Genomic DNA, 23,309 nt, shown 5'->3' with positions numbered 1-23,309 from the left:
GTTATTGATCTCTACGATTGATAACGGGTTTTCTAATTAAAATAAGATATTTTTTTACTTTGAAAGTATTTCTTCGATTCCGCGGATCATGATGTGAATAATCATAGTGTGAACTTCCTGAATCCTATCCGCATAACCAAAATGAGGAACAATAATAGGCAGATCACAAAGATCCTTTAGCTTTCCACCATCTTTACCTAGAAGAACAATTGATTTTAACCCCTTCTCACGGCAAACTCTGCAGGCTTCAATGATATTCTTTGAATTACCTGAGGTAGAGATGCCTAAAAAAACATCCCCTTTAAAGCCCATTCCTTCAAGAAATCTTGAAAAAATATAGTCATAACCGTAATCATTGCCTACGCATGAAATATGGCTTGGATCGCAGATGGCAATTGCAGGATAAGCAGGACGATCATTTCTATATCTTCCGGTTAATTCTTCAGCAAAATGCATTGCATCACACATGCTGCCGCCATTACCGGCAGAGATAATTTTTCCATTATTCTTAATTGAATCGGTCATCATATAAATAGCCTTTTCGATGACCTCTCTGGTATCTTTCTGTTCTATAAAGTCATTAAGAACTTGCTGCTCTTCTCGTAAATCATCGAGTACGTCAAAAGATAACATTCATTCTCCTATTTTTTTCGACCTAAAACTCTATCAAGCCAAGCTTCCTGTGCAGCATTGTCTTTATTTTTAAATTCCTGTAAGACTTCTCGCTGCTGAGGAGTCAGAATCTTTTCGATCATCTGTTTTTTCTGATCTGATAATCTCTTTTTAAAATCTGACTTTTTCTCATCTTCTCCTTTTACAAGAAGCTCCATATCAAAATCATCAGACCAGTCACTTCCTGCAATTGAAGGTTGACCTTCTTCTCCTTTTCTAATCATATGAGTTTGAGCCAGACTCAGCATTTTTTCCATATGAACAGTATGACACTCTTCACTTAGAGGCATAACAGGAAGTTTAACGCCCTCAGGTCTTATCCATTTTTCATTAGTAATAACTTTTTCTTCAGAAAAATTCAAAGAAGCCTGACCACCTGTCATAGCCAGATATACTTCGGCTAAGATCTGAGCATCAAGCAATGCTCCGTGGAGGGTACGGGAAGATCGGTCTACTTCGTAGATATTACAAAGGTTATCAAGATTAACCTGATGTCCAGGACATAATTTCATAGCAAGAGAGACTGTATCGACAACATTAGCCATCTCACTCGTCTTCTCGTTCAGCCCCATTAACATCCATTCTTTATCCATAAAGCCAACGTCGAACTTAGCGTTATGAATCAGAAGTTCTGAACCACGAATAAAATCAATCAGTTCATGGGCAACATCTTCGAAGTTTGGTTTATCTGCCAGAAACTCATCAGATATTCCATGCACTTTAAAAGCTTCATCGTCAACATGTCTTCCAGGATTAACGTAAAGCTGAAGATTTCTACCTGTAATCTTACGGTCAATAATCTCAACACAGCCAACTTCAATAATTCTGTGCTCGCCAGGAGTACCGTCGTCGGATTTACCGGTTGTTTCTGTATCAAGTGCAACTTGTCTTTTCAAAATATGATCTCCAAATTCTTAATTTATTTTAGCAAAAATTGTTTTAAAGAATATGAGTTATCTGCTTACACTTAATATCGACTAATATAACGAAATTCACTTTTTGTATTTTTTTACTTAAAAATTATCCTTGAATCTGCATTAATTATCTTTTCTTATCTTTGATAATACATAGTATCGCGATTAAATAAGAATATTCCTAATGGTTAGTTCCGGCTAACTAATTATACTTAAAAAAAGCTTAATCCAAAGCCATTTTTGTGACAAGGTGCAAAATTTTTTATACTAAGTATTAGCTAATTAAAATCGGTTAATATACTTTTGAGGAGCTACAAAATATAAAGAGCTCCTTTTTTTGGTAAAGTAAATTTACCTGATTAAAAATACATATTTACGTATTATTTTTATTCACGATTAACACTTTTTTGCATATATCATATTGATTTGTAAGGATTATTTATTTACGTTTTTTTATGATATAATAAAAGTGTGAATTTCATGAGATATTGTTTACCAGACAATATCAAATAAGGAGAAGGTTGACCTTCTTTAACAAATAATAATGAGTGTTATGAAAGAGGTATTAATCTTCACCGACGGTTCTTGTTTAGGAAACCCAGGCCCAGGTGGCTACGGAGTAATTCTTAAATATAAAGAACATGTGAGAGAATTCGCCCAAGGCTTTATCCAAACGACAAATAATCGAATGGAACTAATGGCTGTCATTAAAGGGCTTTCATCTCTTAAAGAGCCATGTAAAGTTATTATTACAACAGATAGTCAGTACGTTAAAAACGGAATGACCTCATGGCTTGCAGGCTGGAAAAAAAATAATTGGATTTCCAGTACAAAAGCACCCGTAAAGAACAAGGATTTATGGCAAAAGCTTGATCAGGAATGTTCAAGACACTCTATTACTTTTAAATGGGTTAAAGGACATGCCGGTCACCAAGAAAACGAGCGTTGCGATGAACTTGCCAGAGGTGCTGCCGCAGGAGATAACAAAATCCTTGATGAAGGTTTTTGCTCCTAATTATCATAATTAACAACCGGTCCATAGGACCAAGTTAGGACGGATGATTAGAAAAACATTATATCTGTGCTTTGGAATCGTGGTAGCTGCATTTGTTTCTTTAAATGCATGCTCTTCCAACATGACTGCCAATGCTCAGGAAAACGATAATGAGCAAAATGAATTAGAATTAAAGAGACTACGCGAGCAAAAGTCTGTATGGGAATCTGATCTTGCTGACAAATCCCGTTTTACTTTAAATCTTAAATTAAATGCTCAGGAAAGATCATTAGCACGAAGTCATGCTAGATCTGTTACAACTAATTTAAAGAATAATAATTTCTATGTACATTACCTTTTAACAAAGTTAAAAGAAGCTAATATACCGCTAGAAATGGCTGCTATTCCTCTTGTTGAAAGTGGACTTAATCCTCACGTTCACAACAAGGGAGCTCATGGAGCATGGCAGTACGTAAGATCAACAGGCTATTCATTAGGTCTTAGAAGATCTCGAGGCTATGATGGAATCTACGATTTCTTTGCCTCTACAGATGCTGGTGTTAAATACCTGAATAGACTTTACAGTGATCTGGGAGACTGGCAGCTTGTTGTGCTTGCCTACAATCAGGGTGAGTACGGAGTTAAAAGAGCAATTTCAAATGCTCAGAAAAAAGGAATTGCAGAGCCTACTGCAGACGATATTGTTGTTTCAAGAACAGCAAGAACTTATCTGACAAGATTCAAAGCATATTCTGATATTTTGAAGAATCCTCAGGCTTATGGGGTAACCTTACCAAATATCAAGAATAGAACTCCTTTCAGAAAAGTCGAAGTTGCAGGAAAGGTAAACTCTTTACATGAGGCCGCAAGATTATCAGGAGCATCTTTAGATATTCTGAAAAAGCTAAATTCAGGATATACCTCAGACAGGATAGATCCTTCAAGAGGATTGCTTGTTCCTATTGAGCATGCAGATGAGTTCGAAAAGGCTATATATGGAAGATCTGCAGAGAAATACACTGAAGATATCCCACTGAAAATAAAAAATTAAAAAAAAATGGCTAACGTTAACCGTTAGCCTTTTTTTTGAGAAATTAAAATTAAGCACCTAGGCTTTTGAGCATCTCTAAAAATTCCTCTTCATAAATAACTCTAATTCCCAGTTCGTTTGCCTTAACAAGCTTTGACCCCGGCTCTGCACCGCAAACTACAGCACTTGTCTTTTTAGATACAGATCCAGATACTTTACCACCAAGCTCCAATATCTTTGCTTTTGCGGTATTTCTATCCATTGCATCAAGAGTACCGGTAATAACAAATGTCTGTCCATTAAGAGGAAGAGAGGAAGGATCTATTTCAGACTGCTGAGGCAGAGGTGTGATCTCTATACCAGCGCTAAACAAATCCCCTTTGGTAACAAGCTGACTTATTATCGATAAATTATGTTTTTCTGAGAAGAAATCAACAATATGTTTAGCTACAACCGGTCCAATATCAGGAAGAGTCAAAAGCTTTTCATATGAAGCCTTAATCAGGTTCTCGATTCCCTCAAAATTTGAAGCAAGAGTTCTTGCAGTTGAGACTCCAACTTCTCTAATTCCAAGCGCATAAATAAATCTGTTAAAAGGCACCTTTTTGGATTTCTCTATGGATGCAAGAAGCTTCTTGGCAATAACATGGCCTAAAAGACGCTGTTTCTTCTCTTCAGTTTCAGGTTCCAATACAGTATTGGCAAGAGAATCCTCTGATAACATATAAATATCAGCAACAGAAGTCAGTGTCTTTGAAGCAACAAGCTCTTCAACAATACGATCTCCAAAACCTTCAATATCCATCGCGTCTCTGGAAACAAAATGCAGAATTGATTCTCTTAACTGAGCCGAACAGAAAAGACCTCCTGTACATCTTGCAACAGATTCACCTTCAACCTTTTCAATTAGACTTCCGCATTCAGGACAGAATTTAGGGAAAACAATATCTCTTTCTGAGCCGTTTCTCTTTTCTGAAACAACACCTGATACCTGAGGAATAACATCTCCGGCACGACGAACAATTACAGTGTCACCTATTTTTATACCCAATCTAGAGATTTCATCCGAATTATGTAAGGTTGCACTTGATACTGTTGCACCGCCAACATATACAGGATCCAGCTTGGCAACCGGAGTAATAGCTCCCGTTCTTCCCACCTGAAATTCAACATCCAGCAATTTTGTCATCATTTCTTCAGGAGGGAACTTATAAGCAACAGCCCAGCGAGGTACCTTTGCAGTAAAACCTAATTCATCCTGAACAGATAAAGAATTAACTTTGAGAACTACGCCATCGATATCGTAATTCAATGAATCTCTTCTTGAAAGGATATCGTTGTAGAATTCTCTTAACCCATCAATTCCATTAACGCATCTGATATTAGGGTTAACAGGAAGACCGAATTTCTTTAACTCCAGAAGACGATGATACTGATCCTCTGGTAAGTCGTAACCTTCACACTCACCAACATAGTAGGCATAAAAGGACAATGGTCTTTTAGCTGTTATTTTTGAATCAAGCTGCCTTAAAGAACCAGCTGCGGCATTACGTGGATTAGCAAAAACTTTGCCTCCGGTTTCTAGAGCCATTTCATTCCATCTGTTGAAACCGTCACGAGGCATAATTACCTCTCCGCGAACATCCAGATAAGAAGGAATGTTATCACCGTGAAGTCTTAAAGGAATCGACTTAATGGTCTTAGCATTTTCTGTAACATCTTCTCCGACTCGACCATCACCTCTGGTTGCAGCCTGAACAAGAATTCCATCTTTGTAGACAAGAGATACAGCTAATCCATCGAGTTTAGGTTCAGCGCAATACTCAACGTTTGAAATATTGGTTGACTGAACCATTCGTGTATTGAAATCAGAAAGCTCATTATCATCAAAAATGTCCCCCATAGACATGAGAGGAACACGATGAGTAACAGGAGCAAATGAAGTTAGAGCTTGTCCTCCAACTCTTTTAGTAGGAGAATCCGGAGAAACTAGCTCAGGATAATTCTGTTCTAGTAATTCAAGCTCTCTATAGAGTCTGTCGTACTCGGCATCAGGGATTAAAGGTTCATCATTAACGTAATAGGCTACAGAATATCGATTTAAATCATCAACTAATTCTCTATAATGAGTTTTTATCTCTGTATATTCCATTTAATCCTCTGATTTGTCATAGGCTTTTAAGGTACGTTCAATCGAATCCAGCTTATCTTCTGTCATTTCGCAGTTATCATTGTCAAACAATACACCGCCTAAATGCTCAATCAGACAGTTTGCAGCAATTCTCATTGCTTTGAAGTAAATGAAGCATTTTCCTTTCTGAGGTAAATGCATATAGATAGCTAAAGAGCGAGTTGAAAAATCAGTCATATCCTTAGGGAAAGAATATGGGGCCTCCAATGAACAGATTCTGAATACAATATGGTCTTTTAAAGAAGGATTTTCATAAACACAGTAAATATCCTTCTCCCCTCTTATAAAGCCATAGTTACCAAATAATTCCTCAAGGTCCAAGCCCTTATATGAACGACCGTCTGCAGCATATAAATTAAGTTCATAGGTTTGGCTGATATTAAACTTGGCTGCAGGCTTTTCCTTGTTCTCTGTTTCCTGAGGGTCTTTTTTGCCATCAGTCTTATTAACAAAGGTTTCAACCTTCTGAGGAACAGCATCCAGAGAATCACCTTCAGTCTGAGGCATTACAATTCTTACCTTGCCAACGGCTGAAGAATTAGCAATTTCCTGATCTTCTTTTGAAGTCTTTACAAGTTTACGATTAACACTACGTCCGGAGAACCACAGACCATGAACAACGAAAGCTAAAATTGCAACAGCCCCTACAATCAGAATAATTGAACTTGAATCGTTGAAAGTCATTGGAACTCCTAATTATTTATTCTCTATATCCTAAGTATTTTACCGCATATAGACCTTTAAGTCTTTTGAAACAATCTGCTTAAAAAAAAATAAAAACGAAATTGAGAGGAATTTTCGAAAAATTAGCATTATGAAATGGTAGTATTGAAGCAGAATTATCATAGAAAGCGCTTAGAATTACACCAGTGGTTATCTTTCATTTGAAACCATAAAATTATATTAGGGAGAAATATGCAGGAGACTACAACTGTAAGATTAGGAATAATGGATGCAGTTACGTATCTAAAGAATGGAATCAGAATGGCATTATCAAAGCAGTGCCGTATTTATATTATCCTGCCAATTATAGTTAATCTGATTCTGCTGTCATCTCTAGGCTATTATCTGTTCACAAATCTCAAAGATCTTGTTTTTAACATCTTTGAAGAAATCCCTTCATACCTGAATTTTCTAGCATATATTATCTCAGCCTTTCTGAGTATCACGATTATCTTCGTAAGCTGTTATATCTTCTCAACACTGGCAACCATAATCGCATCTCCTTTTTATGGATTACTTGCTGATAAGGCTGAAATGATACTAAATCAGAGCCATGGTGAGGATATGACCATACCTCAGCTGATAAAGGATGTTCCTAGAATACTTTTCAGAGAACTGAAAAAACAGATGTTTTTTCTGCCTCTGGCATTGGCATGTCTGATCATTTCCTTCGTTCCGGGACTAAACCTGATTTCACCCGTTCTCTGGTTCGGACTTACAGCCTGGATGGGTTGTCTTCAGTACTGTGACTATGCATATGACAATCACAAAATACCTTTTAATTCGATGCAGAGAGACCTTAAAAACAATCCTGTTGCAACCTTAAGCTTTGGAACAGTGATTGCACTGTCTCTGTCTGTGCCAGTTCTGAATATTCTAATTCCTCCTGCAGCAGTTTGCGCAGGAACAAAATATTATCTGGAAATACAGAAAAATATTCTTCAGAACATACGCCAAAACAACTAGGAGTTGCCATGTATACATTATCTGGAGTATCTGCAGGAGCTGGAGTTGGTGCAGCCCCATCTTTAACAATTTCAAAAACAAAAAATACAAATTCGACCGATGAAATTTTTGCATATGATGTTGAAACAGAGATCGACAGATTTAATAAAAAATCATCTCGTTTTGCACAGAAACTTCTTCAGATTGTTAATCCTGCAAAAGATTCAGTTAGAGATCTGCTTGGAGCTACAGCAGGCTTCATAACCTCAGCAGATAATAAAATAGAAATTCTCGAACTTATAAAGCGTGGCTGTTCTGCAAGCATGGCAGCAAGAACAGTACTTATTGAAAATCTTGATAACTTCTTTAAAAGAGAAACAGATATTAAAAACGATAAGGATGAGATTCTTTCTCTGCTTAATGAGTTTATTCGTACTCTTGAACACTCTAAGGCAGATGAAATTGAACTTCCAGAGTTAAAAGAAGACGTTATTCTTATAGCAAGAACAATTTCCCCTGCACAGCTTCTTTCTTTAGAAACGAAATTTGTTAAGGGAGTAGTTCTTGAGGAAGGAAGAGATTCAAGTCATCTTGGAGTAGTTTTAAGAGAACTGAATATTCCTGCTGTATTCGGTGTATTTGATGCAACAAACATAAAATCCGGAACCTACGTCATTGTCGATAGTAATGCCGCGGTTGTAATTGTTGAACCTCCTGAGGATATGACACAGGGAATCCTGCGTAGGCAAGACTCTCAATTATTTCAAATCAACGACGAATCTCTTCTTAATATCACACTAGGAGCTGCTGTAGGAGCAATCAGTCCGAATGATGACGTGGAGAAGGTTACTGCAAACGGCTTAGGTCTACTCCGATCTGAGTTTCTTTTCCTCAGTTCCATGACAGAACCAACAGAAGAGGAAATGACCCAGAGGTTTTATCAAATTTTCTCGAAAGTAAAAAAGAATGCACCGCTTACCTCAAGAACCTTCGATTTTGCCGATGATAAAAAACCTTTGTTTACTGTAATTACAGATGATGATGGCCCTCTTAAGGGCTATGGAGCAGGAGTTGGAACAGCACTTCTGAAAAAAGAAATCAGAGCAATGCTCAGAGCCTCTGTAGGACAGGAGATAACCATTGTCTTTCCTTTAATCACAAGAATCAGCGAAAAGGATTACCTGTTTAAACTTGCAAATGACTGTCAGGATGAGCTTGATGCACAGAAGATTCCTCATGGAAAAATGCTCATTTCATTTATGGTTGAAACACCCGCTGCCGTTCTTCTTGCCCCTGCATTTGCAACAAATAGCGCAATGATGCTTCTTGGCACAAGCTCTCTGGCAGAATACGCTTCAGCTCCTTGTCCTGCTGATTCTGCTTTTACACCAGTGCTTGCGAAAATGATTGCCATGGCCGCAAAAGCAGCACATGAAGCAGGAATTACACTTGGAATTGCAGGTAGATTTGCTGCCAGAACAGAGCTGCTACCATTCTTTTACAAAATGGGAGTATCTTATCTTGTAACAGGAACTTATAATATTCAAAAGGTTAAGGGCGTGGTTGAAAGACTTAATCTGGAACATGATATTCAGCCAGACTTTGACATAGAGCTATATAACAAAATCGTCAACTGCTATACAGGCGCAGAATTAAGCGATATTCTAAATTCATTCTCTTACTGAAAGAATTTGGATACAATTTGAACGATATGCTTTTGGAAATATTTATTGTTAGGCAGTGACCGCTATTACTATCTGATTAGGATTATCTATGGGACTTTTTTCTTTCTTTTCAAAGAACGATGATGCTATTGATGAAGCTAAAAACGAAGCAGATTTAGAGCTTCTGGCTCCTGTATCAGGAACTCTGGTTCCATTAGGAGAAGTACCAGATCTGGTTATCTCAGAAAAACTTATTGGAGACGGTATAGCAATCATTCCTGACGATTCTCAGATCCTGGCTCCATGTTCAGGAATTGTTTCACGACTTGTTGCCTCAAATAATGCATTTGCAATCAGAACTGAAACCGGGATTGAAGTATACGTAACTTTTGGTATTGGAACCTCAAACTTCTCAGGTGAAGGTTTAAGTTCAAATGTCGGAATTGGAGATAAGGTTGAAACAGGAACTCCCATAATAAACATTGATATAAACAATGTCTCAGATCAGCTTGAATCGACTATTACCTCAATGATTGTTGTTAACTCATCAGCACCAATTGCCAGAGTTATCAGCGCATCAGGAAAGGTTGTAGCAGGTCAGACTCCATGTACATGGGTTATCCTGGAAGACGATAAAGTAAATTAAAAAAAAGATGAGGCCCAAAAGCTTCATCTTTTATCCTATCATCTGCATCCGAATTAGTCAGATGCAGATTTCGGCACAATTATCACACACTTAAATTCTTTATACGTTGCTTAAGGAAGCAGATTCCGACATCTCATCAGCGCCGTTTATATTTGAATCATTCTGAGTCTGCTCATTTGTAGCATTATCAGAAATAGTCTGAGGTTTTCCCTGAGGATTTGCCGGACTTTCATTATCAGCAGATACACTCTGGGGCTCATCAGTACGTGGCTGAGTATTTAATGTTGTCGAAGTCTCTACAGGAGCTTCCGAAGCTTCCTCTGTCTCTAAGAGAGATTCATCCTGAGCAGAACTTGCAGGAGCATATCGATCATTTATCTCTTTCTCGATTTTTGCCAGATTCTGCTCACGCTGTTTCTTTAAAGTCATGTAATCGTAGGTATAAGATACATCAGAGGACGCTGTCTTATCAGACTTATCTGTCTTCTCAGTATCCTCATTTCCCTTCAGGTTATAATTCTTTAAAGCATCTATTGCGTCTTTGCTAATCTCAACTTCATCAGAACCAGTAGCTTTTTTCAGTTTCTCTTCGAATGCCTTTTTATACCTGGTTTCAGTACTTACTGAAGCACTGGCATCAGATAGAGTCTGAACATTATTCTGATATACAGAGTTCTGCGTATTTGAAGAAGAAAAGCTTGCGATAGCATTTTGAATGCTAGTAAGTGCATTTGCATCTATACTCATACTTTCCTCCTAAAATGGTTACATCTCCCCTCTACATAGGTTATCGGAATTATTGAAGATGAACTTTAGAAAAAAGACAAAAAAAATCCTCTAATTTTGGTAACTAGAGGATTTTTATAAATATTTTGTTATAAATTAGATGTTAGCAACAATCTCTTCAACTGTCTTCTTGGCATCACCGAAGCACATTGCTGAGTTTTCCTTGAAGAACAGAGGGTTCTGAACACCAGCGTAGCCAGGATTCATAGAACGCTTGAATACAACAACGTTGCGAGCCTTCCATACCTCAAGAACAGGCATACCTGCAATTGGGCTGGTTGGGTCTTCTGCTGCAGCTGGGTTTACAGTGTCGTTAGCTCCGATAACCAGAACGGTATCTGTATTCTCAAAGTCATCATTGATTTCATCCATTTCGAATACGATATCATATGGAACCTTAGCTTCTGCAAGAAGAACGTTCATATGTCCAGGCAGACGACCTGCAACAGGGTGAATAGCAAAACGAACATCAACACCACGAGCCTTTAATTTCTCGGTTAGAGATGCAACTGCATTCTGTGCCTGTGCAACAGCCATACCATAACCAGGAGCAATGATTACTGAGCTTGAATTCTTACATAACTCAGCAACATCAGCTGCTTTAAGCTCACGGTACTCGCCCATCTGCTCATCATCCTTGCTTACAACAACCTCGTTACCGAAGCCACCAGCAATAACAGAGATAAATGAACGGTTCATTGCCTTACACATGATGTATGACAGAATAGCACCTGAAGAACCTACTAGAGCACCGGTAACAATCAGAAGATCGTTTGAGAGCATGAAGCCTGATGCTGCAGCAGCCCAACCTGAGTATGAGTTCAGCATTGAGATAACTACAGGCATATCAGCACCGCCGATAGCTGCAACCAGGTGAACACCAAATACTAGAGCAATGATGGTCATTGCAAGTAAAGGTAGGACTGGAGCATGAAGTGTTGAAAGCTCTGCTCCAGCTACGAACCAGATCAGAAGTAGGAATGATACTACTAAAGCACCTAGGTTCATGGCATTACCAAATGGTAAAGTCAGAGGTGCTGACTTGAAGATACGTAGACTGTATGTACCATTTAGTTTACCGTAAGCTACGATAGAACCAGTGAAGGTAACAGCACCGATGAAGATACCAAGGAAGATTTCAACCAGTTCAGTGTTGAACATAGCTAAAGTCATCTGTGGGTGAGCTAATGCTGAAACAGCCTGCTCTTTGCACTGAGCAACTTTCTCTAGAACTTCCTGAGTTGAGCCTTCAAATGGAACTGCGCAGCTTGCAACTGCAGCAGGATCTGCACCTAGCTTAATAAAGCTGTTAAAGCCTACAAGTACAGCAGCAAGACCTACAAAGCTGTGCAGACAAGCGATAAGCTCAGGCATCTGAGTCATCTGAACTTTCTTTGCAACATATAGACCAATAACTGCACCGATCAGCATTGCAATGATAATTGCAGCGAATCCGAATGGGCTTACGGTGGTAAAGGTTGCCAGTAGAGCAATGGTCATACCAACCATACCAGACAAACAGCCCATTTTTGCAGTTTCCTGCTTTGATAGACCTGCTAGCGCTGTGATGAATAATAGCGCTGCAAGAATGTAGGCCATATGAGTTAAACCTAATAACATACTAAATTCTCTCCTTACCTACTATTGCTGTTTTCTGAACATTGCCAGCATACGACGTGTTACTGCGAAACCACCGAAGATATTGATGGATACAATTAACACACCGATAAAGGCAAATATGCCAATTAGAACTGAGCTATTACTGATCTGAACCATGGCACCAACGACCACGATACCCGAAATAGCATTAGTTACAGACATCAGAGGTGTATGCAGTGAATGAGAAACATTCCAAACAACATAGTAACCAACAACTACTGCAAGTACGAATACAGTGAAGTGTGGCAGGAACTCTGAAGGAGCGTAAGCGCCCATTAGCATGAACAGCACAACCATACCAACCAGACAACCGATCTTCAGAGCGGTATTTGGCTTCTTTGGTTCTACCTTAGGAGCCTCAGCAGCCTTGGTAGCCTGAGGAGCAGCAGAAACGCTGATCTTTGGAGGTGGGAAGGTAACCTCACCATCCTTGGTTACGGTCATGTTGCGTAAAACAACATCTTCAAAATCAACATCAATCAGACCGTCTTTGTTCTTGCACAGTAATTTTGCAAGATTTACCAGGTTTGTTGAGTATAACTGTGAAGACTGAGCAGGAAGACGTGCAGCAAGATCAGTATAACCAATCATCTTTACGCCGTTTGGAGTTGTGATAACCTTTCCGGCTTCAGTGCCTTCACAGTTACCACCGGTAGCAGCAGCCAAATCAACAATTACGGAACCTGACTTCATAGTTGAAATCATTTCCTTGCTGATCAGGCGAGGTGCCTGCTTACCAGGAATTGCAGCAGTAGTAATGATGATATCTACTTCCTTACACTGCTTTGCGAATAATTCCATTTCAGCTTTGATAAACTCATCAGACATTACCTTTGCGTAACCGTCACTTGAGCCACCATCTTCATTCTTAAAGTCGAGTTTTAAGAATTCGCCACCCATTGATTTAATCTGGTCGGCAACTTCAAGACGGGTATCAAATGCACGAACAATCGCGCCTAATGAGTGAGCGGTACCAATAGCTGCCAGACCAGCAACACCAGCACCAATAACCATCACTTTTGCAGGAGGTACTTTACCTGCGGCAGTAACCTGACCGGTAAAGAATCTTCCAAAGGCATGTGCTGCTTCAATAACAGCACGGTAACCAGAAATGTTTGCAGTTGAAGATAAAGCATCTAAAGACTGGGCACGTGAAATACGTGGAACCATGTCCATTGCTAAAACTGTAATCTTTTTAGCATTCAGCTTATCTACAAGCTCCTTATTTTGAGCAGGACGAATAAAGCTTACTAAAGTCTGACCTTCGTGCATAAGCTCAATTTCGGCATCAGTTGGGGCATTCAGCTTGAAAATAATATCAGCTCCCCAAACCTGCTTTTTATTGACAACCTTAGCACCTGCCTGTTCAAAGGCAGCATCGTCAAAACTTGAAAGCGCACCAGCTTCGCTTTGAACAGCAATTTCAAAGCCTAATTTTTTAAGTTTTGCAACAGTGTCAGGAGTTGCAGCAACTCTTGTTTCACCGCTTAAACTTTCTTTAGGAATACCTATAAGCATCGCATTTCCCTGTTTGATTAAAGACACTTTCGTGACAACATTGTAATTTTAAAGAAGACGATTAGTCATACTTCCTTATGTATTATAGGTTCTATACCTGTCCTACAAAATGTAGATCTTAGTCAAAACTATTCCTTATTCGCTAATAATCTCCCCTTTTCTACAAATAAAGGCTTAAAATTCAATTAGTTAAAAAATTATAAAAATAATTTCTTCTGATAAATCAATTGCTTTCATTTAGTGCATAACATTTTGTATTATCGCGTTTTTTTATCATTAAAAAAAACTTGCAGCATAATCTATTTGACACTAAAAGATAGAACATCAATGATCATTTTTAACAAAATAACGGTAAGAAATAAACATGAACAATGTTAAAGTGAGAGCGTCATATCAAGATTTTCTTGAATATCACAAAGATGCATAGTATAAGCATCCTCTGCAGGAGAATTTCCGACAGGATTATAATAGGCAGGACGGGTGCCGACAATTTTAAAGCCAAACTTCTTATATAGATTCTGCGCAACAATGTTGCTGACTCTAACCTCAAGAAAACATTCCTGAACCTGATTATTAAGAGCCACCAGCAAAGTATCCTTCAAAAGAAGGCTTCCAAGTTTCTTTCCCTGATAATCAGGATCGACCCCTATGGTTAATAGATCTGTTGTAAATTTTGTATTGTATATGACAGAAAAGCCAATCAGAGTCTGATAATTAAAAAGACCAATGATTATGTAGCTGTCATCAAAGCATTCGATTAGAGACTGGGCGTTCCAGGCATTTTTCTGGGTTCTGAACTCTATCTTTTCCATACTGTTAACAAGAGAAAGATCATCTCTTGTAAGAATTCTTGTGTAAAAAGAATTAGTTGCCATTCAAACGAGCTCCAAACTCTTTTAAAAGAGCTTCCCAAATATAGCGTTTGCCTCTCTGCAGTACCAGTACAGAGCCTGCATCTATAATTCTTGAGACATCGGCAAGAATCACATCGGATGGGAGGTATCGGAATTCATCATTGTATTCCTTTACATCCAGACCACATTTCTTTAGATAATCGGCAAGAGATGACAGGAAATCTACAGATGACTGCATATCAATGAAAACATCTGCTCTTTTAGGTCTTAATCTATATGGCAGAGACTGCCATCTTGCGCCATTAGTTACAGGTATTGATGATGCTGATACAGGAACTCCATCCACAACAGGAGAAGCAGAAGAAACATTAACCAGGTGAGCATTAATACTCTCAGGATATGATTGAGGTATACGATCCGCTTCGACAATATTCTCGGGGGATAAAGATGGTGCTGTCTGAGAATTCACGTTTTCTGCTATTTCAGCAGAAGTTGTACTGTTTTCAGAATCAGTAACAGCCACATTTATAGCTGTATCAGGAGATGAAACAACAGTATTTTGAGATTGACTCATTGCATCAAGTTCTTTTTCTGTAGCAATGGATAACAGTTCTGAATTATTGTCTTTTTTCTCTGGAACATCCAAGTCCGGACCATACTTAAGTACAATCCCTTCTTTAAGTTTCCATGTTATCTGAGTACTTTTTAATATCATAAAAATTTAAAATCAGTTTTGAAGAAAGCTCTGAATCCAGTTTTATCCAATGTTTGAAACTGTACGTGGCAGAATCAAAAAAACTAAAACAATTATATCCAATACAGAACAGATCTGAAAAGAAACAATCAGACTTAGCAAAATTATTTAATGAAAAAAAGATGAGTATTTGAGGAGAGTGGCAGGGGCAGTAAGACTCGAACTCACAACCGTCGGTTTTGGAGACCGCTGTTCTACCATTAGAACTATGCCCCTGTGGATTTTGCCGTAGTATTATCTTTAAAACAGGTGTGTTTGTAAAGAGTTATTTATAAAATTGTTTATATAATTAAACAACAAGTGTATGATTCTCTGCGGCAAAATATTAATTATCATTCTGTATCTTGTTGATTTTATTAGTTTATTAAAAATTTACTCATTAAATTTCCCTCCTTTTGGAGGGAGAATTATTAATCTGTCCTCTACTAATCATCCCAGTGGTGATGATGGTGGTGATGATGGTGATGGTGATGAGGACGTGGTGGCTCATGATAAAAATGATGATGCTCTACAACGTGCTCATGAGGTCTATAGTGAGGTCTTGGATGGAATGGAAATCCATTGCTATACGAGAAATTACTTCCATCCTTGCTATAAAAGAATCCAAAGCTGTCGCCAGCATTTGCTACATTAGCAGCAGATAAGCTTAATACTAAAGCAGAAACAGTAAGGATTTTATTTAATTTCATACAAAACAGCTCCTAAAAAAACAAGTTTGTCTTGCTGAGTCACAGAGTAATGAATCCGCCTTAGAAATTACTTAGAAATTATGGATTAAAAACAAACAGATATGATAAATTTGCCTAGTTGTAATATATGTAAAAACTAAGTATATTGTCCCAAACGAGGATAAATATGGAAGAACAGAAACAAAGAGTAAGAAGAAAGGAATCTCGACCAGAGGAAATTCTGGCCTGCGCAGATAAACTTTTTCTCGAGAACGGTTTTGAGGAAACAACTTTTTCTGATATTGCAAAAGAAGGAAAGATGGCAAGATCAACAATCTATCTTTACTTCAAGGATAAAAATGAAATTCTTAAGGCTATTCTTCAGAGAAGTTTCAAATCTCATATGCCAATTATTCAGCATGAGAGTTTATATGAAAGTAAAACTGTTGGAGAATTGTTCAACAATGCTGTAATCGGTATTGAAAAATTCTTTGATGAGCCTCAGTTTATCCGTCGCTATCAGATGCTTTTCAATCTTGCAATCAAGAATCCTAACATTGCAAAACTGATGAATGAGGAATCTATTCTTCCTACAAAAGATCTTTGGAACAAGCACTGTGCCAGACTGCATGTAAGTCAGAAAATGACAGATTACTTCTTTTCATCACTATACAGTATCTTTCTGATGGCCTGCCTATCAGGAAATATATTTGGTGATCAGAATCCATTGCTGGAGTTTAAGGATTTCTCAAAAATCTACAGAGAAGGAATTCTGAAGTTAGAACTTTTACAGAGTCATAAAAATAAGGATGAAGCTGAAAAATAAAAAATACATCTGATAGTCATGGCACTTTTTTGGTGCGATTTAAATTTATATCTATCAGAAGTAAAAAGTGATTTTTCAGGCGGTTACAGCGCTCCGAAATTTAAATTTCTGCTTTCTCACAAAAAAAATAATCTTCTAGAGTATAATGTAGCTTTCAGGAACAGCGTAAACGCAAGCGCTCCTGAAAGCGAATGCGTCCCAGTTCTTGCTGGTTTTCTAACAGTAAAGGGACAAAACATGACAAATCCACTTTTCCAGAAAGATATAATCTCTATATCTGAATTCTCTAAAGACCATATCGAATTAATCCTAAAAACTGCGTTCGAACTAAAAAAGAATCCTCGCAACGATCTTTTAAAAGACAAACTGATCGGTGTAACTTTCTTTGAAGGTTCAACCAGAACCCGTCTTTCTTTCGAAACCGCCATTCAGAGACTAGGCGGACGAGTAATCGGCTTCCCAGATGCAGCTAACACTTCACTGGGCAAAAAAGGTGAAACCTTCATGGATTCAATGAGAATTATCACCTCATACACTGATGCTCTGGTTATTCGACACAACAAGGAAGGCGCAGCAAGACTTGCTGCAGATATTTCACCTGTACCAGTTATCAACGCAGGAGACGGTTCTAACCAGCATCCATCTCAGACAATGCTAGACCTGTTTACCATTAAAGAGACACAGGGAAGACTTGAGGATATTTCAATTGCATTCGTTGGCGATCTGAAGTACGGACGTACTGTTCACTCTCTGGCAGAAGCTCTATCCCTGTATAACGCAAGAATTTACCTGGTATCCCCAGAATCACTGGCAATGCCACAGTATATTCTTGACGATCTGACCAAGAGAGGAATCACCTTCTCTGTACACAGTAACCTTGAAGAGGTTATGCCAAAGATCGATATTCTTTATATGACTCGAGTACAGAAAGAAAGATTCGACGAAACAGAATACCAGCATCTGAAGTCAAAATATATCCTAACCCCAGAAATTCTTGCTGATGCCAAGGAAAACATGAAGATTCTTCACCCTCTTCCAAGAATAGACGAAATCGTATCTTCTGTTGATGACACCCCATATGCATACTACTTCAAGCAGGCTGCAAACGGTGTATATGCCCGCGAAGCAATTCTTTCACTAGTTCTGAACAAGGAGATTTAAAATGTCAGAAGCTCATGTAGAAAACAATAAATCAAAACTCCTTGTAGAGGCAATTGCAAACGGAACAGTAATCGATCATATTGCTCCTGGTCAGGCCATCAACATTATTCGTATGTTTAAATTCCTGGGAAAGGACAACCAGCTAACTGTAGGATTCAATCTTCGCTCAGGAGAGCTTGGAAAAAAAGATATCATCAAGATTTCTGACGTAGTTTTTTCACCAGCACAGACAGAGCAGATTGCAGTACTTGCTCCTAATGCAACCATAAATCAGATTGAAGATTATAAAGTTGTAGACAAGTATAAGTTAAGATTACCGGCTGAAACCGTAGGTGTATTCAAGTGCCCTAACAGCAACTGCATCACAAATGAAGAAAAAGATGCAAATGCTCGCTTTAAAATCTCAACAGAAGGCAATCAGATTATGATGAAATGCCGTTACTGTGAGAGAGTTTTCACAAGAGAAGTGGTTTTAGAATTCAATGGACTTGGTGATTAGTTTCTAGTCAGCAAAAAAAAGTTTTACTTTCCCAGACATTACTCATAGCATGATGTCTGGGATTTTTTTTACTTTTTCAGTATATTCAACTCAGATACCACTGATTCATCATCCATTTTAGACAAATATTCAAGAAAACTATCTTCAGATAAAGGCTTGGAGAAAAAGAAGCCCTGCAGAAATTCTATACCACATTCCCTTAGGAACTCAGCCTGACTCTCTGTCTCTATACCTTCTGCGACCACTGTACAGCCAATCGAATGAATCATATTGATAATAGAAATCAGAACTGTCATTGATTTTCTATTCTTCCCATCAAAAGCCTGCCAGATCATGGATTTGTCGATTTTGACTAAATCATAGTTAATGGATGACATATTCGAAAAGTTTGAATATCCGGTACCGAAATCATCCATAGAAAATTTGTAGCCCATTTTCTTGAGTTTCTCAATGTTAGCTGCAATTACGGCATTGCGGGAATGAACAGCAATAGTCTCTGTTATTTCAAAATTAATAAACTTCGTAGAAATGTCATAATTCTTTACAGACTGATGCAGACGATAAGGTAAAGAAGGATCCTGCAACTGAAAACCAGATAGATTTACACCAACCCCCACAAAAGATTGTTTATCAAGATTGTATTTTCTTACAAAGCTGCAGACTTTGTTCATTACTCGATCACCAAGCTGAGATATAAGGCCCTTTTTCTCAGCAATAGGAATGAATACATCAGGAGAAATATAGCTCAATGTATCTTTATCTTTCAATCAGACTAAGGCTTCAAAATAAACACATTTATGAGTTATAGAGTTTACAATTGGCTGATAGTAAACTTCAAAGCCATCCTCATCCACAGCTTTCTGAAGCAGACTTTCTACGGCTGTAATATAGTTTCTTTTTTCAGCAGTTGATTTATCAATTATCTGGATAGATGAGCCAGATTTAGACTCTACTCCGTTTTTACAGAAGGCAAGAAGTGAAATAAGTCCTTCAGAAGAGGAAACAATTGCAGGACATTCAATAGAACATACAGAAAAAGAAGGGGCCACCATGTAATCAGTCAGAAACAAAGTTCTATCAGATAATTTATAGCTTCCATAAAGATTATTCAGTTCTTCTTTAGAGTTGATAATAAAACCAAAACTATATTCTAACGTTCTGAAAATGTTATAACTCTTAAATTCAGGAATAGTCTGAATAGCCTTCTCCAGACATTCAATGCAGGCCTTCTGTCCGTATGTAGATCTGATCGCTTCAACATTCTGTAATGAAAAATTAATCACCCAGAAATGTCTTCTTAATTTAAAAAACTCCTGAACAGTGTACTCAAATGCGTATCTGGAAAATGCGGAGGAAATATCCTTATCTGTATGATCTTTTGGGTTTTCAAAAATAAGGTAGTAAAACAGCACTGCAACACAGGATGACGCTGAAGACAAGTGCATATAAGGGCAGAGATACTGAACCAGAGCTGTTACCAGCCAAATAGATAAAAAAAGAGTAAATTCAAAATGATATTGTTTTTCCTTGAATTGATCTGATCTTAATAGCAGGAAAACTATCATAAGGAAATAACAAGGAAAAGCAAAATAACTGCTCAGAGGAATTATGCCATAGGCATAGGCCGCATCCGGCTCACAGTAATAATTGATGTCTCCTAGAAGCACCATTAAAAAAGAAAGAAAAAGAGGGAGAATTCTTAATACAAACTGAGGAGTTGTGTAGTTTTTTATTGATCTGGTTCTAAGATCAATATACATGTAAATCATCCAGATATTAATATTAACAGTTACATAGAACAGCTGATGAATAAGCTTTGCGCTTAGGATAGTAAAGTGTTCTGGATTGTAATAGAAAAATATACATAATGACTTAAACAGGATGCTGGTGACTGAAAGAAAAATCAGTACTTCAAACATTTTTGTAGTGAGCAGATTCAATCTACGATAGCGATAAAACTCCATCACCACAATGAAGATGATAACTAATGAAGCGATCTGCAAACCGTAAGACATGATAAACACATCCTCATGAATTCAACTGCAATATAAAAATATATAATGTAATTATGACTTTATTTAAAAATAACACTTTCAATGAAATCAAGTCTAGAAATGGCTCACAAGACTGTATTTTTTAGAGTTCGAGATTGAAATTTGATGACATTTGGAGCATATCAAAATGAATTTTGTTCAGTTCTATAACTCGCCACTTGGCAGAATCATCATTACAAGTGATGGTAACAGACTGACAGGCCTTGTTTTTGATGACAGCAGTCTCCAATATAGAGCCAACACAGAAAGCATGCTTCCGATATTTACTCAGACCAAAAGATGGCTGGATATTTATTTTGAGGGAAAAGCTCCTGATTTCACTCCTCAAACGGCCTTAAACAGCACTGAATTTCGAAAAGATGTCTGGCAGGATTTATTAAATATTCCTCATGGAAAAACAGTAACCTATGGAGAGCTTGCAAAACATTTATCTGAAAAGAAAGGAAAAAATAAAATATCAGCGCAGGCCATCGGAGGAGCAGTTTCCCATAATCCAATCGCGCTCATTATTCCTTGTCATAGAGTTATAGGAACAAATGGCAGTCTGACAGGTTATGCATGGGGATTGGAAAGAAAAAGAAAACTTCTTTTTTTAGAAAAAGCTATCCCCAATTAATTTCTCTATTATCTTTCTACACGTGACATAAGGACAACGGTTTCTACGTGGGATGAAAATGGGAACATATCAAAGCCTTTTACTGCTTCAACCTTATAACCGTTTGAACATAGTATCTTAAGATCTCTTGATAAGGCAGTCAGAGAACAGAAAATATAAGCAAGTTTCAGAGGAGCCTTAAGTTTACATAGCTGTAGACAAGCTTTATCTCCAATTCCGGATCTTGCAGGATCACAGATAATAGCCCTTATATTTTTATCCTTAAGATATGAAGGCAGCCCCTTTGTAATATCAGCAACATCAAAAAACACATTATCTACAGCATTCAGTTTGGCATTATTCTTTGCTGCAATAATAGATTCTTCAACTATTTCAAGACCATATACCTCTTTGAAGTGAGGTGCTAAGCAAAGAGACATAGTACCAACACCACAGCAGAGATCCAGCGCAACAGCACTCTTTTCCTGACCACACCAGGAAACAGCAGTTTCGTATAGCTTCTGAGCAACAGGGTAGTTTACCTGTAAAAAAGTATGAGGACCTGCTGTAAATTTATATCCGCATAGAGGCAGTTCCACTGACTCTGCCCCTCCTGCAAGATAGGTCATATCACCAAGAACCCTGTTACCTTTGTCTGAATTAACGTTTATGTACACAGAATCGATATCAAACTGCTTTGCTGTATTTAAATAAGCTTCTTTGATATCGTCAGAAACCTTTGAAGAAACTATAAGAGTACATAATCTCCCTTCAAGAGTATCTCTTAAAAATAATGCCCTTAACTCACCAGATCCTGTTTTTTCATCATAAACAGATACATTTAGCGAAGAAAGTATTTCACAAAGTTTAATGGCAAAATCAGAGAACCATCGAGGTTCAAACTTTGACTCTTTTATTTCGATGACATCATGGGATCGGCTTTTATAAAAGCCATTTATGATCCTGCCAGAATTTACAGCAAAATGTCTGATAGATTTAAATCTTGAAGGTTTTGAAATATCACAAGGTTGAACATCTTCAACCAGCTCTGGAGATAATCCAGCTTTTCTGACTGCGTTAACAATATCAGACTTCTTTTTTCTTAGAGAAGCTTCATAGGTCATATTACCGTACGAATACAGGCTCGGATGTTCCAGTCCGTTAAAATCATCAGCTCTGTCTGGAGACTTTTTTATAAAAGAGATTATCTTTCCTGGTCTTCTTTTTGAACCATTTGCAAAAGGAGCCCCAATTTCAACAAGAATCTCTTCACCTTCAAGTGCACCTTCGACATACACTTCGCAATCTTCAAAGACAGCTATTCCCTGTCCGAAGGAATTAACTTCTTTAATCTTGATCTGACAAGGGGATTCGTAATTTTTATAAACTATAATTTTCTTAGACATAACTGACAATTTTTAAATTTTTATACGAAAACGATTTTAGCAAAAATGAGATAATATTCTCAAACTAGCTTTTGTTGAGCTGATAAAAAGGACTATTCAATGAAAAACAAATATTCTTTATCTTCAATTGTAATGGCTTCGTCTGTTCTTGTATTAAGTGGATGTACAAATCCAACAACCGAGGCAGGCTCCATGAATGCCTACTATGACGGAACCATTACAGATATTGAACTTATTGACATGAATAACAAGCAGCAGGATTCGACAACAAACGCTGTTATCGGAGCTGTTGCAGGTGCAATAGCAGGTAACATGATTAATGGACATACCACAGGAACACTTGTTGGCGCTGGTGCAGGTCTGCTTGCAGGAAAAGGATATTCTATGCTTGCCGACAGAACTGATGGTGTAAGAATGACAGTGGATACAGAGAACGGACCAATGATCATTGATATGCCATTCTCATGCAAGTATGGAATAGGTAAGAAGGTCCGTATTGTTTCTGGAAGCTCTAACGGCAGTGTAATGGTCGAAGAAGACGGTCACTTCGTAACAGCAACACAAGACAGTAAGAGTAAATGTCCAGCAGTACTTGAGAAGAAAAAATAGATAAGAGGAAGAAGTGGTGGCCCATTCCCGACTTGAACGGGAGACCAAACGATTATGAGTCGTCTGCTCTGACCAACTGAGCTAATGGGCCACATTTCGAGAAAACATTGTACCTATTTTATGTTGTACAGTCAAGGAATT

23 protein-coding genes and 2 tRNA genes are annotated in these 23,309 nt (G+C 37.8%); 10 read left to right on the top strand and 15 right to left on the bottom strand.

From position 1 onward, the window contains the following. Window positions 1-54: 54 nt before the first annotated feature. On the bottom strand, window positions 55-633 hold the full coding sequence (lpcA, locus tag B5D46_RS03765; protein WP_031492318.1) for a D-sedoheptulose 7-phosphate isomerase: 579 nt from the start codon (window positions 631-633) through the stop codon (window positions 55-57). An 8-nt stretch (window positions 634-641) separates the two neighbouring features. After that, complete coding sequence (dnaQ, locus tag B5D46_RS03760) at window positions 642-1,568, bottom strand: DNA polymerase III subunit epsilon (protein ID WP_234973817.1); 927 nt, start codon at window positions 1,566-1,568, stop codon at window positions 642-644. A gap of 571 nt (window positions 1,569-2,139) precedes the next feature. Between dnaQ and rnhA the strand changes: the two genes are divergently transcribed. Next, window positions 2,140-2,601, top strand: a complete 462-nt coding sequence (gene rnhA / locus B5D46_RS03755) for a ribonuclease HI (protein WP_197017924.1) — start codon at window positions 2,140-2,142, stop codon at window positions 2,599-2,601. Between the two features lie 43 nt (window positions 2,602-2,644). Beyond that, a complete protein-coding gene (locus B5D46_RS03750) occupies window positions 2,645-3,631 on the top strand; it encodes a transglycosylase SLT domain-containing protein (RefSeq protein WP_078928295.1) in 987 nt (328 codons plus the stop codon). Between the two features lie 49 nt (window positions 3,632-3,680). On the opposite strand, the gene ligA is transcribed toward B5D46_RS03750, so the two are convergent. Together ligA and B5D46_RS03740 are read right to left on the bottom strand one after the other, a co-directional pair. Further along, window positions 3,681-5,762 carry an NAD-dependent DNA ligase LigA gene (gene ligA / locus B5D46_RS03745; protein WP_078928294.1) on the bottom strand — a complete coding sequence of 694 codons (2,082 nt, stop codon included), beginning with the start codon at window positions 5,760-5,762 and terminating at the stop codon, window positions 3,681-3,683. Then, window positions 5,763-6,485, bottom strand: coding sequence for a cell division protein ZipA C-terminal FtsZ-binding domain-containing protein (locus B5D46_RS03740; RefSeq protein ID WP_078928293.1), 723 nt, complete (start codon window positions 6,483-6,485; stop codon window positions 5,763-5,765). Between the two features lie 231 nt (window positions 6,486-6,716). Between B5D46_RS03740 and cysZ the strand changes: the two genes are divergently transcribed. The 3 genes from cysZ to B5D46_RS03725 all read left to right on the top strand — a co-directional run bounded on the left by cysZ (window position 6,717) and on the right by B5D46_RS03725 (window position 9,779). Further along, window positions 6,717-7,490 carry a sulfate transporter CysZ gene (gene cysZ / locus B5D46_RS03735; protein WP_051639560.1) on the top strand — a complete coding sequence of 258 codons (774 nt, stop codon included), beginning with the start codon at window positions 6,717-6,719 and terminating at the stop codon, window positions 7,488-7,490. Window positions 7,491-7,498: 8 nt separating this feature from the next. After that, window positions 7,499-9,154 (top strand): putative PEP-binding protein, encoded by a 1,656-nt coding sequence (locus B5D46_RS03730; RefSeq protein ID WP_078928292.1) that lies wholly within the window; start codon window positions 7,499-7,501, stop codon window positions 9,152-9,154. Window positions 9,155-9,242: 88 nt separating this feature from the next. Beyond that, window positions 9,243-9,779 carry a PTS sugar transporter subunit IIA gene (locus tag B5D46_RS03725; RefSeq protein WP_078928291.1) on the top strand — a complete coding sequence of 179 codons (537 nt, stop codon included), beginning with the start codon at window positions 9,243-9,245 and terminating at the stop codon, window positions 9,777-9,779. A 99-nt stretch (window positions 9,780-9,878) separates the two neighbouring features. Here the strand turns inward: B5D46_RS03725 and B5D46_RS03720 are convergent, their stop codons facing one another. The 7 genes from B5D46_RS03720 to B5D46_RS03690 form a co-directional block, all read right to left on the bottom strand. Further along, on the bottom strand, window positions 9,879-10,526 hold the full coding sequence (locus B5D46_RS03720; protein WP_078928290.1) for a hypothetical protein: 648 nt from the start codon (window positions 10,524-10,526) through the stop codon (window positions 9,879-9,881). Between the two features lie 135 nt (window positions 10,527-10,661). Beyond that, on the bottom strand, window positions 10,662-12,185 hold the full coding sequence (gene pntB, locus B5D46_RS03715; RefSeq protein WP_078928289.1) for a Re/Si-specific NAD(P)(+) transhydrogenase subunit beta: 1,524 nt from the start codon (window positions 12,183-12,185) through the stop codon (window positions 10,662-10,664). A 21-nt stretch (window positions 12,186-12,206) separates the two neighbouring features. After that, window positions 12,207-13,742 carry a Re/Si-specific NAD(P)(+) transhydrogenase subunit alpha gene (locus tag B5D46_RS03710; protein ID WP_078928288.1) on the bottom strand — a complete coding sequence of 512 codons (1,536 nt, stop codon included), beginning with the start codon at window positions 13,740-13,742 and terminating at the stop codon, window positions 12,207-12,209. A gap of 374 nt (window positions 13,743-14,116) precedes the next feature. Then, on the bottom strand, window positions 14,117-14,617 hold the full coding sequence (gene rimI, locus B5D46_RS03705) for a ribosomal protein S18-alanine N-acetyltransferase (protein ID WP_078928287.1): 501 nt from the start codon (window positions 14,615-14,617) through the stop codon (window positions 14,117-14,119). Further along, window positions 14,607-15,311, bottom strand: coding sequence for a hypothetical protein (locus B5D46_RS03700; RefSeq protein ID WP_078928286.1), 705 nt, complete (start codon window positions 15,309-15,311; stop codon window positions 14,607-14,609). Before B5D46_RS03700 ends, rimI begins: the two co-directional genes overlap by 11 nt. Window positions 15,312-15,490: 179 nt before the next feature. Then, a tRNA-Trp gene (locus B5D46_RS03695) sits at window positions 15,491-15,566 on the bottom strand. 209 nt (window positions 15,567-15,775) lie between these two features. Next, on the bottom strand, window positions 15,776-16,039 hold the full coding sequence (locus B5D46_RS03690; RefSeq protein WP_078928285.1) for a hypothetical protein: 264 nt from the start codon (window positions 16,037-16,039) through the stop codon (window positions 15,776-15,778). Window positions 16,040-16,205: 166 nt separating this feature from the next. Here B5D46_RS03690 and B5D46_RS03685 point away from each other — a divergent pair, with 166 nt between their 5' ends. The 3 genes from B5D46_RS03685 to pyrI all read left to right on the top strand — a co-directional run bounded on the left by B5D46_RS03685 (window position 16,206) and on the right by pyrI (window position 18,504). Continuing rightward, window positions 16,206-16,844, top strand: a complete 639-nt coding sequence (locus B5D46_RS03685) for a TetR/AcrR family transcriptional regulator (protein ID WP_078928284.1) — start codon at window positions 16,206-16,208, stop codon at window positions 16,842-16,844. Window positions 16,845-17,081: 237 nt separating this feature from the next. Beyond that, complete coding sequence (gene pyrB, locus B5D46_RS03680; protein WP_078928304.1) at window positions 17,082-18,005, top strand: aspartate carbamoyltransferase; 924 nt, start codon at window positions 17,082-17,084, stop codon at window positions 18,003-18,005. Between the two features lies 1 nt (window position 18,006). Next, on the top strand, window positions 18,007-18,504 hold the full coding sequence (gene pyrI / locus B5D46_RS03675; protein ID WP_031492299.1) for an aspartate carbamoyltransferase regulatory subunit: 498 nt from the start codon (window positions 18,007-18,009) through the stop codon (window positions 18,502-18,504). A gap of 68 nt (window positions 18,505-18,572) precedes the next feature. On the opposite strand, the gene B5D46_RS03670 is transcribed toward pyrI, so the two are convergent. After that, on the bottom strand, window positions 18,573-19,271 hold the full coding sequence (locus tag B5D46_RS03670; RefSeq protein ID WP_078928283.1) for an EAL domain-containing protein: 699 nt from the start codon (window positions 19,269-19,271) through the stop codon (window positions 18,573-18,575). Next, window positions 19,272-20,519: a hypothetical protein gene (locus tag B5D46_RS03665; protein ID WP_078928282.1), complete on the bottom strand. Its 1,248-nt coding sequence runs from the start codon at window positions 20,517-20,519 to the stop codon at window positions 19,272-19,274. Window positions 20,520-20,685: 166 nt separating this feature from the next. Here B5D46_RS03665 and B5D46_RS03660 point away from each other — a divergent pair, with 166 nt between their 5' ends. Next, a complete protein-coding gene (locus B5D46_RS03660) occupies window positions 20,686-21,174 on the top strand; it encodes a methylated-DNA--[protein]-cysteine S-methyltransferase (protein ID WP_078928281.1) in 489 nt (162 codons plus the stop codon). 8 nt (window positions 21,175-21,182) lie between these two features. Here B5D46_RS03660 and rlmD read toward each other — a convergent pair whose 3' ends face one another. After that, a complete protein-coding gene (gene rlmD / locus B5D46_RS03655; protein ID WP_078928280.1) occupies window positions 21,183-22,559 on the bottom strand; it encodes a 23S rRNA (uracil(1939)-C(5))-methyltransferase RlmD in 1,377 nt (458 codons plus the stop codon). 99 nt (window positions 22,560-22,658) lie between these two features. Between rlmD and B5D46_RS03650 the strand changes: the two genes are divergently transcribed. Next, complete coding sequence (locus tag B5D46_RS03650; RefSeq protein WP_078928279.1) at window positions 22,659-23,168, top strand: outer membrane lipoprotein; 510 nt, start codon at window positions 22,659-22,661, stop codon at window positions 23,166-23,168. 14 nt (window positions 23,169-23,182) lie between these two features. Here B5D46_RS03650 and B5D46_RS03645 read toward each other — a convergent pair. Next, window positions 23,183-23,259 (bottom strand) — tRNA-Ile (locus B5D46_RS03645). Between the last annotated feature and the right edge of the window lie 50 nt (window positions 23,260-23,309).

The sequence above is a fragment of the Succinivibrio dextrinosolvens DSM 3072 genome (assembly GCF_900167015.1).
GTDB classification, from domain to species: domain Bacteria; phylum Pseudomonadota; class Gammaproteobacteria; order Enterobacterales; family Succinivibrionaceae; genus Succinivibrio; species Succinivibrio dextrinosolvens.
The sequence above is the reverse complement of the archived record's forward strand: the minus strand, read 5'-3'. Positions and strand labels throughout refer to the sequence as shown.

What these genes read in the sequence shown, in the direction of transcription:
- lpcA (WP_031492318.1), bottom strand. Translation starts at nt 633, where the DNA reads ATGTTATCTTTTGACGTACTCGATGATTTACGAGAAGAGCAGCAAGTT.
- rnhA (WP_197017924.1), top strand. Translation starts at nt 2,140, where the DNA reads ATGAAAGAGGTATTAATCTTCACCGACGGTTCTTGTTTAGGAAACCCA.
- B5D46_RS03750 (WP_078928295.1), top strand. Translation starts at nt 2,645, where the DNA reads ATGATTAGAAAAACATTATATCTGTGCTTTGGAATCGTGGTAGCTGCA.
- ligA (WP_078928294.1), bottom strand. Translation starts at nt 5,762, where the DNA reads ATGGAATATACAGAGATAAAAACTCATTATAGAGAATTAGTTGATGAT.
- B5D46_RS03740 (WP_078928293.1), bottom strand. Translation starts at nt 6,485, where the DNA reads ATGACTTTCAACGATTCAAGTTCAATTATTCTGATTGTAGGGGCTGTT.
- cysZ (WP_051639560.1), top strand. Translation starts at nt 6,717, where the DNA reads ATGCAGGAGACTACAACTGTAAGATTAGGAATAATGGATGCAGTTACG.
- B5D46_RS03730 (WP_078928292.1), top strand. Translation starts at nt 7,499, where the DNA reads ATGTATACATTATCTGGAGTATCTGCAGGAGCTGGAGTTGGTGCAGCC.
- B5D46_RS03725 (WP_078928291.1), top strand. Translation starts at nt 9,243, where the DNA reads ATGGGACTTTTTTCTTTCTTTTCAAAGAACGATGATGCTATTGATGAA.
- B5D46_RS03720 (WP_078928290.1), bottom strand. Translation starts at nt 10,526, where the DNA reads ATGAGTATAGATGCAAATGCACTTACTAGCATTCAAAATGCTATCGCA.
- pntB (WP_078928289.1), bottom strand. Translation starts at nt 12,185, where the DNA reads ATGTTATTAGGTTTAACTCATATGGCCTACATTCTTGCAGCGCTATTA.
- B5D46_RS03710 (WP_078928288.1), bottom strand. Translation starts at nt 13,742, where the DNA reads ATGCTTATAGGTATTCCTAAAGAAAGTTTAAGCGGTGAAACAAGAGTT.
- rimI (WP_078928287.1), bottom strand. Translation starts at nt 14,617, where the DNA reads ATGGCAACTAATTCTTTTTACACAAGAATTCTTACAAGAGATGATCTT.
- B5D46_RS03700 (WP_078928286.1), bottom strand. Translation starts at nt 15,311, where the DNA reads ATGATATTAAAAAGTACTCAGATAACATGGAAACTTAAAGAAGGGATT.
- B5D46_RS03690 (WP_078928285.1), bottom strand. Translation starts at nt 16,039, where the DNA reads ATGAAATTAAATAAAATCCTTACTGTTTCTGCTTTAGTATTAAGCTTA.
- B5D46_RS03685 (WP_078928284.1), top strand. Translation starts at nt 16,206, where the DNA reads ATGGAAGAACAGAAACAAAGAGTAAGAAGAAAGGAATCTCGACCAGAG.
- pyrB (WP_078928304.1), top strand. Translation starts at nt 17,082, where the DNA reads ATGACAAATCCACTTTTCCAGAAAGATATAATCTCTATATCTGAATTC.
- pyrI (WP_031492299.1), top strand. Translation starts at nt 18,007, where the DNA reads ATGTCAGAAGCTCATGTAGAAAACAATAAATCAAAACTCCTTGTAGAG.
- B5D46_RS03665 (WP_078928282.1), bottom strand. Translation starts at nt 20,519, where the DNA reads ATGTCTTACGGTTTGCAGATCGCTTCATTAGTTATCATCTTCATTGTG.
- B5D46_RS03660 (WP_078928281.1), top strand. Translation starts at nt 20,686, where the DNA reads ATGAATTTTGTTCAGTTCTATAACTCGCCACTTGGCAGAATCATCATT.
- rlmD (WP_078928280.1), bottom strand. Translation starts at nt 22,559, where the DNA reads ATGTCTAAGAAAATTATAGTTTATAAAAATTACGAATCCCCTTGTCAG.
- B5D46_RS03650 (WP_078928279.1), top strand. Translation starts at nt 22,659, where the DNA reads ATGAAAAACAAATATTCTTTATCTTCAATTGTAATGGCTTCGTCTGTT.